The sequence below is a fragment of the Salinispora cortesiana genome (genome assembly GCF_000484695.1).
Classification (GTDB): Bacteria; Actinomycetota; Actinomycetes; order Mycobacteriales; family Micromonosporaceae; genus Micromonospora; species Micromonospora cortesiana.
On sequence record NZ_AXVR01000019.1, the window covers coordinates 20,320 to 36,239 of the forward strand.

Sequence of the window (15,920 nt, forward strand, 5' to 3'; positions counted from 1 at the left end):
CGGTCCGCCATCGGGCCGATGACCCTCGCGCCTGCCGACCAGACGTGGGTGGCCGGCACCACGGGACCGCGGAGTCAGGAGGGCCAGGCGCTGGCCAGCAGCGCCCGGGTGTCGCCGAGTAACTGCGGCAGGACCTTGGTACGGCCGATCACCGGCATGAAGTTGGCGTCACCGCCCCACCGGGGCACCACGTGCTGGTGCAGGTGCGCGGCGATGCCGGCACCGGCGACCCCGCCCTGGTTCATCCCGAGGTTGAAGCCATGGGCACTGCTGACCTTACGGATGACGCGCATCGCGGTCTGGGTGACGGCGGCCAGCTCCGCCGTCTCCCGGTCGTCGAGGTCGGTGTAGTCGGCAACGTGCCGGTAGGGGCAGACCAGCAGGTGCCCCGGGTTGTACGGGTACAGGTTGAGCACCACGAACACGTGCTCGCCCCGCGCCACGACCAGGTTCTCCGGCTCCGACCGCTGCGGGGCGAGACAGAAGGGGCAGCCGCCCGGCCGCTCGTATCCACCCTCGGGCCGGTCCCCGCCGGAGATGTAGGTCATCCGATGGGGCGTCCAGAGCCGGTCCAGGCCGTCGGCCATAGCGTCGCTGTCGGTGTGTTCCTCCGCCCCAGTCACAGCAGCGATCCTACGGCCCCGCGCCGGGTGTGCCGAAGCTCGCCGTACCCGACCGGCCCGACGGGCGGGCCGGGTACCGGCGTCGGGTCTTTCCGGCGCCCCGGACGCCCGTCACCCCTCAGCCGCAGAAGGCCCCTGGTTGGCGCGGGAGTTGACCACATCGAGGACGTGGTTGACCGCCTCGGCCGCCGGCACACCGTTGCGTTGGGAGCCGTCCCGGTAACGGAACGACACGGTGCCCGCCGCCACGTCGTCGTCGCCAGCGATCACCATGAACGGAATCTTCTGCTGCTGGGCGGTCCGGATCTTCTTCTGCATCCGGTCGTCACCGGCGTCGACCTGGGCCCGCACACCGGCCGCACGCAGCGCGGCGACGAAACCGTCGAGGTACTCGGTGTGCTCTGTGCGAATCGGGATGCCGACCACCTGCACCGGCGCCAGCCAGGCCGGGAACGCTCCGGCATAGTGCTCGGTGAGTACGCCGATGAAGCGCTCGATCGAGCCGAACTTCGCGCAGTGAATCATGATCGGCTGCTGGCGGCTACCGTCGGCTGCCTGGTACTCCAGCCCGAAGCCCGCCGGCTGGTTGAAGTCGTACTGGATCGTCGACATCTGCCAGGTACGACCGATGGCGTCCTTGGCCTGGACGGAGATCTTCGGGCCGTAGAAGGCCGCGCCCCCCGGATCCGGCACCAGCTCGAGCCCGGTGTCCCGGGCGCACTGCTCCAGCACCGCCGTCGCCGTCGCCCAGTCCTCGGCGGAGCCGACGAACTTGTCCGGCTTGGTCTCGTCCCGGGTGGACAGTTCGAGAAAGAAATCGGTGATGCCGAAGTCCTGCAGGAGGCCGAGCACGAAGGCCAGCAGGTGCTTGATCTCCGCTGGCGCCTGCTCCTTGGTGCAGTAGGAGTGCGAGTCATCCTGGGTGAAGCCCCGCACCCGGGTCAACCCGTGGATGACGCCGGACTTCTCGTAGCGGTAGACCGAGCCGAACTCGAACAGCCGCATCGGCAGTTCCCGGTAGGAGCGCCCGCGCGACCGATAGATCAGGTTGTGCATCGGGCAGTTCATCGCCTTGAGGTAATAGTCCGCCCCTTCGAACTGCATGGGCGGGAACATCCCGTCGGCGTAGTACGGCAGGTGGCCCGAGGTGTGGAAAAGGCCCTCCCTCGAAATGTGCGGGGTGCCGACGTAGTCGAAACCCTCCTCGACGTGCCGGGCCCGGACGTAGTCCTCCATCGTCCGCTTGAGCACGCCGCCCTTGGGGTGGAACACCGGCAGGCCGGAGCCGACCTCGTCGGGGAAGCTGAACAGGTCGAGGTCGGCGCCGAGCTTGCGGTGGTCCCGCCGGGCGGCCTCCTCCAGCAACCGCAGGTACGCCTTCAGCTCGTCCCGGGTCGGCCACGCGGTGCCGTACACCCGCTGTAGCTGTGGGTTCTTCTCCGAACCACGCCAGTACGCGGCGGCCGAGCGCATCAGCTTGAACGCCCCGATCAGTCGGGTGTTCGGCAGATGTGGCCCACGGCACAGGTCCGACCAGCAGACCTTGTCCGTGTCGGCGGCGAGATTGTCGTAGCTGGTCAGCTCCCCGCCACCAACCTCCATCACCTGGGAGGAGTCCAGCCCGTCGCCCTTGAGCTCGATCAGCTCCAGCTTGAACGGCTCGGCCGCGAGCTCACCGCGGGCCTCGTCCCGGTCCCGGAAGCGGCGGCGACGGAACCGCTGACCGGACTTGATGATCTCCTGCATCCGCTTTTCCAGCTTCGTCAGATCCGCCGGCTGGAACGGCTGGTCAACCGCGAAGTCGTAGTAGAAGCCGTTCTCGATCGGCGGACCGATGCCCAGCTTCGCCTCGGGAAAGAGATCCTGCACGGCCTGGGCGAGCACGTGGGCCGTGGAGTGCCGCAGCACGGCCAGCCCGTCCGGGGTGTCGATGCCCACCGGCTCGACCGCGGTCTCCTGCTCCGGAGTCCAGTCCAGGTCGCGAAGCTGGCCCCGCGGGTCCCGCACCACCACGACCGCGCTGCGACCGGTCATCGGCAGTCCGGCCGCCGCGACCGCGTCGGCCGCCGTCGTCCCGGCGGCCACGACGACGGGGTCGGCCACAACGGGGTTACGGGGTGCGGACACGGTGACTCCTCAGGGCAGACGGTACGACTCGCTGCCGATGTTATCGGTCGACCCGCCGCGCACCCGCCGCGGCCGGACCGCCGGCACTCAGGGCAACCAGTCCGGCAGCGGTTCGCGGGCGGACAGCCACTCGGTCGGCACTCCGGCTGGGGTGCCGACCCCGGTGTACGCGGCGACGATCGCGCCGACGATCGCACTGGTGGTGTCCACGTCCCCGCCCGCCTCGACGCAGACCCGCACGGCTGCCGGGTAGTCGTCGAGGTGACTGGCGGCGACCCAGCAGGTGAAGGCGACGGTGTCCGGCGCGGTGACCCGCGACCCGTTGCCGAGTTCGGCGACGGCCGCCTCCGGGTGGCGGCCGAGCAGACCGGCGGCCCGCCGGACCCCCCGGTGCACCTCGCTCGCTGAGTCCAGCGCGGCGGCCACTCCAGCGAGCAGTCGCGCTGGCTCCGGGCGGTGGCCGTCCAGTCGCCCCCGGGCGGCGAGCGACGCCGCCACGGCCACCGCGACGGCACCGGCGATGCCCTCCGGGTGAGCGTGGGTCACCTCGGCCGAGGCGCGGGCCTGGGCCGCCGCGCGGCTGCTCGAGTCAGCGAAGTACGCCCCGAGCGGGCCGACCCGCATCGCGGCGCCGTTGCCGCAGGAGCCCTGCCCGGCGAAGGCGGAGGCCGCGGCCACCGGCCACGGGGTGCCGGTGCGGATAAGCCGCAGGATGCCGACCGCTCCCGGACCGTAGCCCCGGTACGGTTCGCACCGCTCGGCGAAGGCCAGGGCGAGCGCGTCGCGGTCGATCCGCCCGGTCTCGGCGAGCGCGGCGACGACCGAGCAGGCCATCTCGGTGTCGTCGGTCCAGGCCCACGGGGACGGCGGGAGCCGGCCGGCGGCCAGGTCGGCCGACCGGCGACCGGGGACGAAGAACTGGGAGCCGAGCGCGTCACCGACCGACAGCCCGGCCAACGCGTCCCGGGCGAGCGCGAGTCTCGTGTCGGCGAAGAGGGTGAAGGACATCGTTGTACCAGCTTGCCGGTTCCACCGCGGTGCCGCAACGCGACCTCCTTGCCGCGCCGAGTACCGTCTTGGGGTGGCCACTGTGCTCTTGGTCGAAGACGATCACGTCGTCCGCGGCGCAATGCTGCGCTCCCTCACCGGCCGGGGGCACGCCGTACACGCCGTTGGCACCGCACTCGAGGCCCTGCGTCGGGTGGCGGCGGAGACACCCGACCTCGTCGTACTCGATCTGGGCCTGCCCGACCTCGATGGTTCCGACGCCCTGCGGATGCTGCGGGGTATCACCGATGTCCCGATCATCATCGCCACTGCGCGCGACGACGAACAGTCGGTCGTCCGGCTGCTGCGCGCCGGTGCCGACGACTACATGGTCAAACCGTTCACCGGTGCACATCTGGACGCTCGGATCACGACCGTGTTGCGGCGGGCCGGTCGGGCCAGCCGGTCGGTCCAGCCCGCGGTGCACGAGGTTGGTGGGCTCCGCATCGACGTCGGCGAACGCAGCGCCGAGTTGGACGGGGAGCCGTTGGCGCTGACCCGCAAGGAGTTCGACCTGCTGGCGTACCTGGCCGCACGACCGGGCCGGGTAGTGTCTCGCCGGGAACTCTTGGAGGAGGTATGGCGACAACCGTCGGTCGGCGAGGACCAGACCATCGACGTTCACCTCTACTGGCTGCGTCGCAAGATGGGCGAGACCGCGGCGAAGCCGCGCTACCTGCGCACCGTGCGGGGGGTGGGCCTCCGACTGGTAGCGCCCGGCTGAGGTGGTCACTGGCCCTGGTCGTGGCGGGTATGTGCACGCTCACGGCCCTCACGTTCCTGGTGCTGTCGGCCACCAGCCTCGGCGACGGGAGCCCGTGGTGGCTTCCGGTCGGCGTGGGGGCGACGCTGGTCGCCACCGCGGTGTTGGTGGTTGATCGCGTGGCGGCCCGCACGGCACGCGCGGCCCGGGATCTGGCGCACGGAGCGCTGGCCCTCGGCGCGGGCGACCTCAACGTCCGGGTGGAGCCGAGCGGTCCACGCGAGTTGGTTGCGGCCGGATACGCATTCAACCGGATGGCCGAGCACCTCGTCGCCACTCGCGCAGACGAGCGGGAACTGGTGGCCGACCTGTCCCACCGGCTACGCACGCCACTGACCGCGCTTCGGCTGGACGCCGAGGCGCTGGACCCGGACGACACCAGCATCGGAATCTTCAGCGAGGCAGAGCTGGATCGTCGGCGTGGAATCCGGCGGATCCGACAGGCGATCGCCACGCTGGAGGACGAGGTCGACCAGTTGATCAAGACGACCCGAAAGGCGGCCACGCAGGAGACCGCGCCGGGCAGCTGCGATGTCAGCGAGGTGGTCCGGGAACGGATGCGGTTCTGGTCCGCGCTGGCCGGCGACCAGAATCGGCCGTTCCGGGTCACCGGGGCGCAGCTGCGCATCCCGGCTCCGGTGCCGCGCGCGGAGTTGGCCGCCGCGCTGGACGCGGTGATCGGCAACGTCTTTCGTTACACAGCCCAGGGCACGGCGTTCGAGGTGGCGGTCTCGCGGCGGGACGGATACGTCGCCATCCGAATCGACGACGCCGGGCCGGGCGTAGCAGACCCGGACCGGGCGCTACGCCGGGGTGCCAGCGACCGTGGCTCGACCGGGCTCGGCCTGGACATCGTGAAGCGGGTCGCGGTGCAAGCCAACGGCTCGGTCAGCATCGACCGCGCCCGAATGGGCGGGGCGAGCGTGGTGATGCTGCTGGCCGACCCGGAGGCGACACCGCGGCAGGTCAGCCGGTTCGGCCTGGTGGGGCGGCGGACCCGGGAGGCCCGCGACCAAGCCGACAGCGGCCGACGCTGGAACCGGTACCGCCCCGGCTGATCGTTGAGCTATCCGAGCTGTGCCCGGGCGTAAGTTCTCCTTAGATCCCGCTTAACACCGGCGCTGCGCCAACGCGGGCCTGCCATGATCAGAGGGCGAACCCACCACTTCACCGGCCCGCCGCCCAGGCAGCCTCGACCGGTGAAGCCGTGCGCGCGGCGGGAACCCGTTCCCCCCTCCTCCCCGCCGCGCGCACCCCTTCAGGACGCGTTCGCCAGGTAGGCGTCGATCTCCCCAGCGATCCGCTGCTTGCTCGCGGGGTCGAGGAAGGAGGCGGTCACCGCGTTGCGGGCCAGCGCGGCCAGGCCCTGCGGACCGAGATCAAGCAGCCGGGCGGCCACCGCGTACTCGTCGTTGAGGGTGGTGCCGAACATCGGCGGGTCATCGGAGTTGATCGTGACCAACAACCCGGCCTCGACCAACCGGGGCAACGGGTGCTCCTCGATGCGGGCCACCGCGCGGGTGCGGACGTTGGAGGTCGGACACACCTCCAGGGCAAGCTGCCGCTCGGCCAGGAACTCGAGCAGTTCCGGGTCCTCGACCGCCGAGATGCCGTGCCCGAGCCGCTCGGCGCCCAGGTCACGCAGCGCGTCCCAGACGGTCTGCGCCCCGGTGGTCTCCCCCGCGTGCGGCACCGACCGAAGGCCGGCCGCACGGGCCTGATCGAAGTACGGCTTGAACTGGGGTCGGGGCACACCGACCTCCGGGCCACCCAACCCGAAACTGATCAGACCATCGGGGCGCTCGTCCAGGCTGATTCGCAGGGTCTCCTCGGCCGCCGGCAGGCCGGCTTCCCCTGGGATGTCGAAGCACCAGCGCAGCTCGATACCGAAGTCGGCCGCTGCCCGTTTGCGGGCGTCCTCGATCGCCTCGCAGAACGCCGGCGCGGGAATGCCACGGTGCACGTGCGAGTACGGGGTGACCGTCAGCTCCGCATAGCGGACCTGCTGACGGGCCAGTTCTCGGGCCACCTCGTGGGTGAGCAGCCAGACATCCTCCTGATCCCGGATCAGGTCCACCACGCTCAGGTAGACCTCGACGAAGTGCGCGAAGTCGCGGAAGGCGAAGTAGTCGGCGAGGGCCGCCGGGTCGGCCGGGACCGGACTGCGCCCCTCGTGCCGAGCGGCCAACTCGGCAACGATCCGGGGCGAGGCGGAGCCAACGTGGTGCACGTGCAACTCAACCTTGGGCAGGCCGGCGATGAAAGTGGACAGGTCGGTCACAGGTTCTCCTCTACGCGGGCGGCGGTACGGGCAACGAAGAAGACGCGACGGAACGAAAAGCACACCTGGCCCTGCCGCACCGGGTACGCCTCCGCCAGCCGTGCGCTCAGTTCCCTCCGAAAGTCGGCCCAGCCGGTGGGGTCGAGCGCGGCGCGCACCGGACGCAGCGCGGTCCCCTCCATCCAGCTCAGCACCGGATGGTCGGCGTCGACCGGAGCCGGAAGCAGGTGCACGTAGCTAGTCTCCCAGGCGTCCACCACGCAACCCTCGGCGCCCAGCAGCCGGGCATAGCCGACCGCGTCGTCCACGGGCGCGGTGCGGAGCAGTGGGCCGAGCACCGTACGCCAGGCCGGGCGGTTGGCCACCGTCCGCAGTGCCTGGTGCGACGGCGCGTCGAAGTTACCCGGCACCTGCACCGCGAGGACGGCGCCGGCCGGCAGCTCCCGAGCCCAGCGGGTGAGCAGGTCCCGATGCTCGGGTATCCACTGGAGCACGGCGTTGCAGATGACCACGTCCTGGTCCCGGCCCGGGCGCCAGTGTCGGACGTCGGCGACGGCGAACTCCACCGGGCTGTCCAGCATGGCGGCCCGGTCGATCATCTCCGGTGCGGCGTCGATGCCGGTGACCCGACTGTCGGGCCAGCGTTCGGCGAGGATGGTGGTCAGCGTGCCCGGTCCGCAGCCGAGGTCGACCACCGACCGGGGTCGGGCGGTCGGCACCCGGGCAAGCAGGTCACGAAACGGCCGGGCCCGTTCGTCGCCGTAGCGCAGGTATGTTGTCGGATCCCACATGACTCCCCCAAACCGTACGTACGTCTTGTTTAGACTACGGCCCACCGTGAGTTCGGACCAGCCCGAATCACTAGGCTCACCTCATGGAGCAGCGCACCTTTCCCCGGCTAAACCGCGCCGTCGGCGTGGTCGGCCTCGGCACCTGGCAGCTCGGAGCCGACTGGGGCACCGTCAGCGAGCAGGCCGCCCTGCGCGTCCTCGCCGCCGCCGTCGACTCCGGGGTCTCCTTCCTCGACACCACCGATGTCTACGGCGACGGGCGCAGCGAGACGCTGATCGGCCAGTTCCTGCGCGCCCGACCCGACGCCGGCCTCACCGTCGCGACGAAGATGGGCCGGCGGGTGGAGCAGCGGCCCGAGGCGTACACCCTCGCCCACTTCCGCGAGTGGACCGACCGGTCCCGGAGGAACCTCGGGGTCGACACCCTCGACCTGGTGCAACTGCACTGCCCACCGACCCCGGTCTTCGCCGACGACGCGGTCTTCGACGCCCTCGACACGTTGGTGGCCGAGGAACGGATCGCCGGATACGGCGTGAGTGTAGAGACCTGCGCGGAGGCGCTCACCGCAATCGCTCGGCCCGGAGTGGCCAGCGTCCAGATCATTCTCAACGCGCTACGCCACAAACCCCTGGAGCGGGTCCTACCGGCTGCTGCCGAGGCCGGCGTCGGCATCATCGCCCGGGTACCGCTGGCCAGCGGGCTACTCTCCGGCCGCTACGACGAACACACCACCTTCGCCCCGGACGACCACCGCACCTACAACCGGCAGGGCCAGGCGTTCGACGTCGGGGAGACCTTCGCCGGCGTCGACCTCACCCTCGGCCTGGCCGCTGTCCGCCGGCTCGCGCCGCTGGTCGGCACGGAGCGGACGATGGCGCAGTTCGCGCTGCGCTGGGTGATCGACCAGCCTGGGGTGACGGTGGTGATCCCCGGTGCCCGCGACGTGACCCAGGCCCGGCGAAACGCCGAGAGCGCCGGCCAGCCCGCCCTCTCCGACCAGGAACGCTCGGTCGTCACCGACGTGTACGACGACCTGGTCCGGCCGCAGGTGCACGACCGATGGTGAACGAGACAAGCGCCCCCGGCGGGCGCGAACGCGAATTCGTCCTGCGGGGCTGGCTGGCGCTGGCCCTCGGGCTGCTGGCCGTGGTGCTCGGCGCCCTCTGGACGGTGCAGGGGCTGGGATACATCGAGGGCAGCGTGATGACCGACGTGCGGCTCTGGGCCGTCGCCGGTCCGGCGCTCGCGCTCGCCGGGTTGGCCTCGCTCTGGCTCGGTCTACGCACCCGCCGCCGCTGAACCCCCACCCAACCGAACCTGAAAAACAACGAGGCCCCGCACCCCGGAACGGGGTGCGGGGCCTCGTGTCGATCCGGGCGAGCCGGATCAGCCACTGACCGGCGGTGCGCCGGTCGGCTTAGCTCAGAGGGGGCGGACCTGCTCGGCCTGCGGACCCTTCTGACCCTGGGCGATCTCGAACTCCACCCGCTGGTTCTCCTCCAGCGTGCGGTAGCCGCTGGACTGGATGGCCGAGAAGTGGACGAACACGTCAGCACCCCCGCCGTCGACGGTGATGAAGCCGAAGCCCTTGTCAGCGTTGAACCACTTCACGGTTCCCTGCGCCATGTGTATCTCCTTCTAAAACTGGCGGCCGTGCACGCCGTGCGGCCGGTTGGCCGTTTTCGAGCAGCGGCGCCTGAGGCGGCCCCCATGAAGGAGACTTCTCTCAACCCACGCCATCTCTTCAACAGCGTGGAACAGCAAACCACGTACGCAAAAACTCTGCACAGCCTACCGGACGAAATTCTCTGACATGTGACCTGTCGGCTGCCAAAGATCGGCCCTGCCGGCCCCCGCAAACCGACGGAAAGGCCCCACCTCGTCCAATTTCGGCGAGGAGGCCAGCTCAACCGAGCCAAGATCACTTTGGCCAGTTGCCGGTGATCCGGCGCATCCCCACCGCCCCACCCCGGTCCACCGCCGCCCGGACAACCGCGAAGATCGCCCCCTGCAACGCCGCCGCGGCCAGGATCTCACCCCAACCGCGGTCCTCGTCGGTGGCGTTCGGTGCCGCGCCAGCACCCGCCACCTTCCACACCTGCTCGAAGATGGCGCCCGCCGCGGCCCCGGCGGCGAAACCCAACAGAATGCCGACCGGCTTGTACGCGGTCTTACCCAACCCTCTGCTCACCGACGCCTCCCTCGGACGATCATCAGTACGACGACGGCGGCCACCGCGCCCGCGGCCAACGCGGTGAACGGCACCGGGCTGCCGTGGACCCGTTCACCGCGCGGGCGGGCCCGCCCGCGCACCCGGGCCACCGCCACGGTCGCCTGCTCCCGCATCCGCTCCTTCGCCTGCTCAGTCGAGGAACGCAGCCGCTTCTTCACGTCGGCCTTGGCGGCCAGCGCCTCCATGGTCTCGCTGAGTTCGACCCGGGTCCGCCGGATCTCCTCGCGGAGGGCCTCGGTGTCCCCACTGGCCCGCCCGTTACCCGTCATGCCTGCCTCCCGTCCTGCGCCGCGGCTTTCCCATCCTTCATCGCTGCGGCGACGGTGTCGACATCCGCCCGGACGCTGCGCACCGTGCTCGCCGGCATCGGCGGGACCGCTTGGGTGACCTGCTTCTTACCGACCAGGGCGAGGACCCCGGCGGCGGCGAAGAGCACCACCGCGACGATCAGGGCGGCCACCCAGGCGGGCAGGACCAGGGCGAGCAGCAGGATCACGGCTGCCGCGAGCGCACCGAGCCCGTACAGCGCCAGCACCCCAGCGCCGCCGAAGAGGCCGACACCGATCCCGGCGTGCTTCCCCTTCTGGGCCAGCTCCGCGCGGGCCAGCGCCAGCTCGTCGCGGACCAGCCGGGAGACCTGCTCGGTGGCCCGCTGCACCAGTTCGGCGGTGGACGGCTCGCTCCCGGCCTGGGTTGGGCGGGCGTTCGCCACGTCAGCCATGCTGTCCTTCTCTCCTCGTCACCGCGCTTCATGCCCCTAAGGAGCCGTCCGTCGATCCGTCGCCCGATTTCCGCCAACGCGCGGCGCAGGTCATGGGGTCGCGCAGCAGGTCCCCCCAAAACGCCGTTCCAAACGTTGCCGCACTCGGCCCAACGTCCCCCGCCCGACCATGTCACGCTAACTCCCCCGGCCAAGCCGGCGCAGCCGACGATCGCGGCGGATGCCCGTCGCGGCCCCGTCGGTCCGACCGACCAGCCGGCAGCACGGAGGCGGTCAAACAGCGGGCGAAGCCGGTCAGCGGCAGGACAGAGCCGGTCAGCGGCGGGGCGGAGCCCGGTCAGCGACGAGACTCGGCCGGCTCGTCCGGGCCGACGAAGGCCTCGCTGCGGGCGGCGCCATCCTCGCTGCCGCCGAAGATCCGCGCATCGTCGGACCCGGCACCGTCGGCGAGCAGGCCCGCCTGGGGCGGGCGGCGGGGCGAGGCCCACTGCCACGGCTGGCCGCCCCCGGCATCACCGACCTCGGCCCGCATTCGGGGCATCGCGGTCGGCCGCTGCTTCCACACCCAGGCAACCAGGTGCTCACGAACCAGGCAGCGCAGGTCCCAGAGGTTGCCGGCGTTCGCCGCGCTGACCAACGCGCGCACTTTGATCATGCCGCCGGTCGCGTCGATCACCTGCAACACACAGACTCTGCCGTCCCACAGTTCGCTGCTCTCCGCCAGGCGACGCAGCTCCTCCCGCATCGCCTGCACCGAGATCGACCAGTCAACATCGAACTCGGCGGTGCCGAGCACGGCGGCCTCGCTCCGGGTCCAGTTCTGAAACGGCTTGCTGGTGAAGTACGACGTGGGCAGGATCAGCCGCCGGTCGTCCCAGATTCGCAACACCACATAGCTGAGGGTCAGCTCCTCGATCCGACCCCACTCCCCGTCCACGACCACCACGTCGCCGAGGCGTACGGCGTCGCTGAAGGCGAGCTGGAGGCCGGCGAAGACGTTGCCCAGCAGACTCTGCGCGGCCAACGCCGCCACCACACCGACCACACCGGCGCTGGTCAGCACCCCAGCACCGATCCCGCGGACGGCCGGGAAGGTCATCAGCATCACGCCGAGCGCCAGGAAGACAACCACCGCGATGGTCAACCGACGCAGGAGCACCACCTGGGTACGAATCCGGCGGTGCCGGTTGTCCGCCACCTCGGCCTGGAACCGGGCGAGCGCGGTGTCCTCGACCACCACCAGCAACGCGGCAACCAGCCAGGCGGTGGCAGCGATCACCCCGAGCACCAGGATGTGCAGCAGGGCCTGACGCCAGCTGGTGCCGGTCGCGTAGCCGGTGGTGAACCGCACGGCGAACTGCACGGCAAGGATGGTCGTCGCCACCTGGAACGCGCGGTGCGCGTGCTGGGCCAGCCCGGTCAGCAGCAGTGAACGCTGGCCGAGCCGCCGGGCTATCCGGTGCGTGACGCCGACCACTAACAGGGCGCCCGCCGCGGCGGCAAGCGCGGCGATGATCGTCCCGAGGTAGCTCTGCACGGTCTCTCCTCCTCACCAACCGGGCGTCGGGACGCCCGGCGAAGGCCCAATGGTGCCGGCGATCGGCCAGGCCGACCAGTTCAGACCTTCTGGTCACGACCGCGGAGGAGGCAGAAGGCGTCGGCGGGGATGCCGGAGCAACGACGCTGATAGCACCTGCCCGGAGCTACCGTACGCCACGCCGCCGGCAGTAGCCGCAGCAACGCCGCCCTGGGGCGATTAGGGAATCCACCCCAGGGCGAACGGGGACTCCGGGCGCTCAGCCCCCCGAGCCCTGCGCCAGGCGGATAGCGACCTGGTCGGCGCTGACGTTGTCCAGCGTGACCGAGAGCCCACCGACCTCGGCGGCCGGCTGCCCGGTGGTGAGGGTGAGCTGCTCGCCGGCGACCTCAACGGTCACCTGGTCGTCCTGGGCGCCGATCAGCTTGGCCTGGACGCCGAGAATGCTGGCCTCGGCGTTGGCCTCGCGGTCGAAGGTGACCATGCAGCCATCCAGCCCACAGTCGGTGGAGACCCCATCGGAGGAGCCACAGCCGGCCAGCACGGCGGCACCGAGCGCTAGGCCGACGAGGAGGCCGGCGGCCCGACGGGGGGTTTTCGGGGGGAGGGGAACGCGTCGGTTCGTCACGGCCCAAGGGTACGAGACGGCCGCCGTACCGACTCTCCGCCGACTTCCGCAGCGCGGGTTAAGGTCCGCTCATGCCGTTCGACATCGCCCGCACTCGGGCCGCGTATCCCGCCCTGGCGCAGGGGCACATCCACTTCGACGGTGCCGGAGGAACCCAGACCGCCGCGCCGGTGATCGCCGCGGTGGCTGAGACGATGGGTACGGCGCTGAGCAACCGCAGCGGCGGCAACCTTCCCGGCCGACGCTCGCTGGAGCTGGTGGCCGCCGCCCGTACGGCCCTGGCCGACCTGCTCGGGGCGGATCCGGAGGGGGTGGTGCTGGGACCGAGCGCGACCGCGCTCACCTACACCCTGGCCCGCGCCCTCGGCTCGACCTGGCGGCCAGGGGATGAGGTGGTGGTGTCCCGACTCGACCACGACGCCAACGTCCGGCCGTGGATCCAGGAAGCCGAGGCGGTGGGCGCAACCGTACGGTGGGCGGAGTTCGATCCGCGCACCGGTGAGCTGCCGGCCGGCCAGTACTCCGATCTGGTCAACGAACGGACCCGGTTGGTGGCGGTCACCGCCGCCAGCAATGCGATCGGCTCGATGCCCGAGGTGGCGGCGATCGCCAAGGCAGCTCACGCCGTCGGAGCGCTGGTCTGTGTGGACGGTGTGCACTCGGTGCCGCACGGTCCGACCGACCGCACCGCGTTGGGCGCGGACTTCCTGGTCACCAGCGCCTACAAGTGGTCTGGCCCGCACGTAGCCGCGGTGGCGGCGGATCCGGCCTGCTGGGAGCGCCTGCACCCGGCGAAGCTGCGCCCCGCCGCCGACTCCGTACCCGATCGATTCGAGTACGGCACGCCCAGCTTTCCGCTGCTGGCCGGGGCCGCCGTCGCCGTGGACCACCTCGCCGGGCTGGATCCGACGGCCACCGGGAGCCGGCGGGAGCGGCTGCGGAGCAGTCTGAGCGCGGCCCGCGCGTACGAGGAGGGGCTGTTGGAGCGACTGCTCGACGGTCTCGCCAGCCTGCCCGGGGTCACCGTGCTTGGCTCGCCGGCCCGGCGCTGCCCCACGGTCTCGTTCCGGCTGGCTGGCCGGTCTCCGGCCGAGACCCAGGCGGCGCTCGGCGCGGCGGGGTTCTGCCTCTCCGCCGGTGACTACTACGCCTACGAGTACTTCCAGACGTTGGGGCTGCGGGACAGCGGCGGGGCGGTACGCGTCAGCCTGTACCACTACAACACTCGCACCGAAGTGGACCGGCTACTCGACGAGGTGGCGAGGCTCTCCCCCGACCGCTGACCCGCCACGGCCCCCGATCAGCCGGTCCTGGTCAGCAGGCCCTTCGGCCCGGGATCAGCCGATCCCGGTCAGGAGCTCCGCCGCGGCCCGGCTGCCGGCACGGGTCGCGCCGTGGGTGGCGACGTGCACCGCCCCGGTGACCAGTTCGGGCAGGCCCAACTCGACGACGACGGCATCCGGGCGGCCGGCCAGAGCGCGCGTCACGGCCGCCCGCATCCACGGGTGCCGGTGTAGGTCACGGACGACGAGGACGAGGTGGCGACCACCGGCTTCGGTGATGAGGTCCGGGGGCACCTCGGCCTCGGCATACCGAACGGTGGTGGTGCCCGGCAGCAGAGCTGCCAGGGGCGCGGCGACGCCCCACGGTGTCTCCGTGCCGATCGCAAGGTTGCGGGGCGATGCGAACTCGACCACGTGGGCGGGGCCGGCCAGCGGCAGCGTGCCCAGCCCGGCACCAGCCGTCGTTACCCGGACCGCCCGACGGGCGGCGGCGAACCCCACCGCCGAGCCGCTGCCGGCCGCTGGGCGGTCCGGCCAGCCGGCCTGGCGGGCGGCGGTGGCGGCGGCGAGTTGGTCGACCCGCTTGGCCGCCTCGACGAGGCGTTCCTCGGGCAGTTCTCCCGCCGCGACGGCGGCCACGATCGCGTCCCGCAGCCGCCGGGCCGCGTCCTCGTCGGCGTGCTCGCCACCGACGCAGATGGCATCGGCCCCCGCCGCCAGGGCCCGGACCGCGGCGCCGGTGAAGCCGTACCGGTCGGCGACCGCGCGCATCTCCACCGCGTCGGTCACCACGACCCCGGCGAAGCCCAACTCGTCCCGGAGCAGGCCGGTGAGGATCCGGTGGCTCAGGGTGGCCGGTAGGTCTGGGTCCAGCGCGGGCACGAACAGGTGACCGGTCATGACCGCCTGCACCCCGGCGGAGAGCGCGGCGCGAAACGGGGTCAGCTCCACCGCGTCCAGCCGGCTCCGGTCACCGGCGATCCGGGGCAGGCCGTGATGGGAGTCGACCTGGGTGTCACCGTGCCCGGGAAAGTGTTTGGCGCAGGCCGCGACGCCGCCGGCTTGTAGGCCCCGCACCCAGGCGGCGGTGTGCCGGGCGGTCAGGTTCGGGTCCGCACCGAAGGAACGGACTCCGATCACCGGGTTGTCTGGATTGGAGTTGACATCGGCGTCCGGCGCGTAGTTCAAGGTGATCCCGAGCGCCGCCAGCTCCGCACCGAGGTCGCTGGCCACCTCCTCGGTCAGGAGCGGGTCGTCAATCACCCCGAGGGCCAGGTTGCCGGGGCGGGAACTGCCGAGACCCGACTCGATCCGGGTCACGTCACCGGCCTCCTCGTCGATGGCGACGATGACGTCCGGCCGCTCCGCGCGCAGTGTCGCGGTCAGCGCGGCGACCTGCTCCGAGTCGACCACGTTGCGGGCGAAGAGCACCACCGCGCCGAGCCCCTCCCCCAACCAACGGCGCACCCAGGACGGGGCGGTGGTACCAACGAATCCCGGTTGGAGGACGGTGGCGGCCAGGGATGCAAGGTGTGCCTCACGTGTGCTCACGCGGCCACCTCGGGCCACTCGGAAATCCGATCGGTCATGTCCCTCCCCAATCTCTACGCCCCGGCGGCGACGCTCTGCCATGGTCACATCACCCAAATAAATAGTCAATAAACCTAACAGTTGCTGGGCGACGACCGGCCCAGGGAGAGTTCAGGGATGGACTCCGAACTCCTGGCCGAGGCGACGGGCCCGGCCGACATCCCCGGCGTACGCCTCCTCGGCGTGGTGGTGGGCGGCCTACTGCTGGTCGCCGCGATCCGAGCGATGTTCCGCCGCTGAGCCCGCCCCGACTCGCCACTGGTCCGCCGAGAACGCTGACGCGGGCCGGGCGGCT

At 71.3% G+C, this 15,920-nt stretch carries 18 protein-coding genes; 6 read left to right on the plus strand and 12 right to left on the minus strand.

The window, feature by feature from the left end; translation table 11 throughout:
• Positions 1–74: 74 nt before the first annotated feature.
• The 3 genes from K228_RS0111030 to K228_RS0111040 all read right to left on the minus strand — a co-directional run bounded on the left by K228_RS0111030 (position 75) and on the right by K228_RS0111040 (position 3,758).
• On the minus strand, positions 75–587 hold the full coding sequence (locus K228_RS0111030) for an HIT family protein (protein WP_080671576.1): 513 nt from the start codon (positions 585–587) through the stop codon (positions 75–77).
• 147 nt (positions 588–734) lie between these two features.
• Positions 735–2,750: a threonine--tRNA ligase gene (gene thrS / locus K228_RS0111035; protein ID WP_025618492.1), complete on the minus strand. Its 2,016-nt coding sequence runs from the start codon at positions 2,748–2,750 to the stop codon at positions 735–737.
• Positions 2,751–2,837: 87 nt separating this feature from the next.
• Positions 2,838–3,758: an ADP-ribosylglycohydrolase family protein gene (locus tag K228_RS0111040; protein ID WP_025618493.1), complete on the minus strand. Its 921-nt coding sequence runs from the start codon at positions 3,756–3,758 to the stop codon at positions 2,838–2,840.
• Between the two features lie 73 nt (positions 3,759–3,831).
• Between K228_RS0111040 and K228_RS0111045 the strand changes: the two genes are divergently transcribed.
• Together K228_RS0111045 and K228_RS0111050 are read left to right on the plus strand one after the other, a co-directional pair.
• Entirely contained in the window at positions 3,832–4,521 is a 690-nt protein-coding gene (locus tag K228_RS0111045; protein ID WP_025618494.1) for a response regulator transcription factor, read from the plus strand.
• Positions 4,522–4,550: 29 nt separating this feature from the next.
• On the plus strand, positions 4,551–5,618 hold the full coding sequence (locus K228_RS0111050; protein WP_029723489.1) for a HAMP domain-containing sensor histidine kinase: 1,068 nt from the start codon (positions 4,551–4,553) through the stop codon (positions 5,616–5,618).
• 200 nt (positions 5,619–5,818) lie between these two features.
• On the opposite strand, the gene K228_RS0111055 is transcribed toward K228_RS0111050, so the two are convergent.
• Together K228_RS0111055 and K228_RS0111060 are read right to left on the minus strand one after the other, a co-directional pair.
• The gene (locus tag K228_RS0111055) at positions 5,819–6,841 is read right to left on the minus strand and encodes an adenosine deaminase (protein ID WP_025618496.1); all 1,023 of its coding nucleotides are present in this window, start codon (positions 6,839–6,841) and stop codon (positions 5,819–5,821) included.
• Positions 6,838–7,632: a trans-aconitate 2-methyltransferase gene (locus K228_RS0111060; protein WP_025618497.1), complete on the minus strand. Its 795-nt coding sequence runs from the start codon at positions 7,630–7,632 to the stop codon at positions 6,838–6,840. Before K228_RS0111060 ends, K228_RS0111055 begins: the two co-directional genes overlap by 4 nt.
• A gap of 83 nt (positions 7,633–7,715) precedes the next feature.
• Between K228_RS0111060 and K228_RS0111065 the strand changes: the two genes are divergently transcribed.
• Positions 7,716–8,699: an aldo/keto reductase gene (locus tag K228_RS0111065; RefSeq protein WP_025618498.1), complete on the plus strand. Its 984-nt coding sequence runs from the start codon at positions 7,716–7,718 to the stop codon at positions 8,697–8,699.
• Positions 8,693–8,932: a hypothetical protein gene (locus K228_RS0111070; protein ID WP_025618499.1), complete on the plus strand. Its 240-nt coding sequence runs from the start codon at positions 8,693–8,695 to the stop codon at positions 8,930–8,932. The genes K228_RS0111065 and K228_RS0111070 overlap by 7 nt, the downstream gene beginning before the upstream one ends.
• Before the next feature lie 123 nt (positions 8,933–9,055).
• Here the strand turns inward: K228_RS0111070 and K228_RS0111075 are convergent, their stop codons facing one another.
• The 6 genes from K228_RS0111075 to K228_RS0111100 all read right to left on the minus strand — a co-directional run bounded on the left by K228_RS0111075 (position 9,056) and on the right by K228_RS0111100 (position 12,752).
• Positions 9,056–9,259 carry a cold-shock protein gene (locus K228_RS0111075; RefSeq protein WP_013732668.1) on the minus strand — a complete coding sequence of 68 codons (204 nt, stop codon included), beginning with the start codon at positions 9,257–9,259 and terminating at the stop codon, positions 9,056–9,058.
• Between the two features lie 295 nt (positions 9,260–9,554).
• The gene (locus tag K228_RS0111080; RefSeq protein WP_025618500.1) at positions 9,555–9,824 is read right to left on the minus strand and encodes a DUF4235 domain-containing protein; all 270 of its coding nucleotides are present in this window, start codon (positions 9,822–9,824) and stop codon (positions 9,555–9,557) included.
• Positions 9,821–10,135: a DUF3618 domain-containing protein gene (locus tag K228_RS0111085; RefSeq protein ID WP_018722721.1), complete on the minus strand. Its 315-nt coding sequence runs from the start codon at positions 10,133–10,135 to the stop codon at positions 9,821–9,823. The genes K228_RS0111080 and K228_RS0111085 overlap by 4 nt, the downstream gene beginning before the upstream one ends.
• Positions 10,132–10,587 carry a phage holin family protein gene (locus K228_RS0111090; protein WP_025618501.1) on the minus strand — a complete coding sequence of 152 codons (456 nt, stop codon included), beginning with the start codon at positions 10,585–10,587 and terminating at the stop codon, positions 10,132–10,134. The genes K228_RS0111085 and K228_RS0111090 overlap by 4 nt, the downstream gene beginning before the upstream one ends.
• 337 nt (positions 10,588–10,924) lie before the next feature.
• On the minus strand, positions 10,925–12,124 hold the full coding sequence (locus tag K228_RS0111095; protein WP_025618502.1) for a mechanosensitive ion channel family protein: 1,200 nt from the start codon (positions 12,122–12,124) through the stop codon (positions 10,925–10,927).
• 259 nt (positions 12,125–12,383) lie between these two features.
• Positions 12,384–12,752, minus strand: coding sequence for a hypothetical protein (locus K228_RS0111100; RefSeq protein ID WP_025618503.1), 369 nt, complete (start codon positions 12,750–12,752; stop codon positions 12,384–12,386).
• Between the two features lie 71 nt (positions 12,753–12,823).
• Here K228_RS0111100 and K228_RS0111105 point away from each other — a divergent pair, with 71 nt between their 5' ends.
• Positions 12,824–14,035, plus strand: coding sequence for a cysteine desulfurase-like protein (locus tag K228_RS0111105; protein ID WP_025618504.1), 1,212 nt, complete (start codon positions 12,824–12,826; stop codon positions 14,033–14,035).
• Positions 14,036–14,089: 54 nt separating this feature from the next.
• Here the strand turns inward: K228_RS0111105 and K228_RS0111110 are convergent, their stop codons facing one another.
• Entirely contained in the window at positions 14,090–15,586 is a 1,497-nt protein-coding gene (locus tag K228_RS0111110; protein WP_025618505.1) for a glycoside hydrolase family 3 protein, read from the minus strand.
• A gap of 156 nt (positions 15,587–15,742) precedes the next feature.
• On the opposite strand from K228_RS0111110, the gene K228_RS30025 reads away from it, so the two are divergent.
• Entirely contained in the window at positions 15,743–15,865 is a 123-nt protein-coding gene (locus K228_RS30025; protein ID WP_018743924.1) for a hypothetical protein, read from the plus strand.
• Positions 15,866–15,920 lie beyond the last annotated feature (55 nt).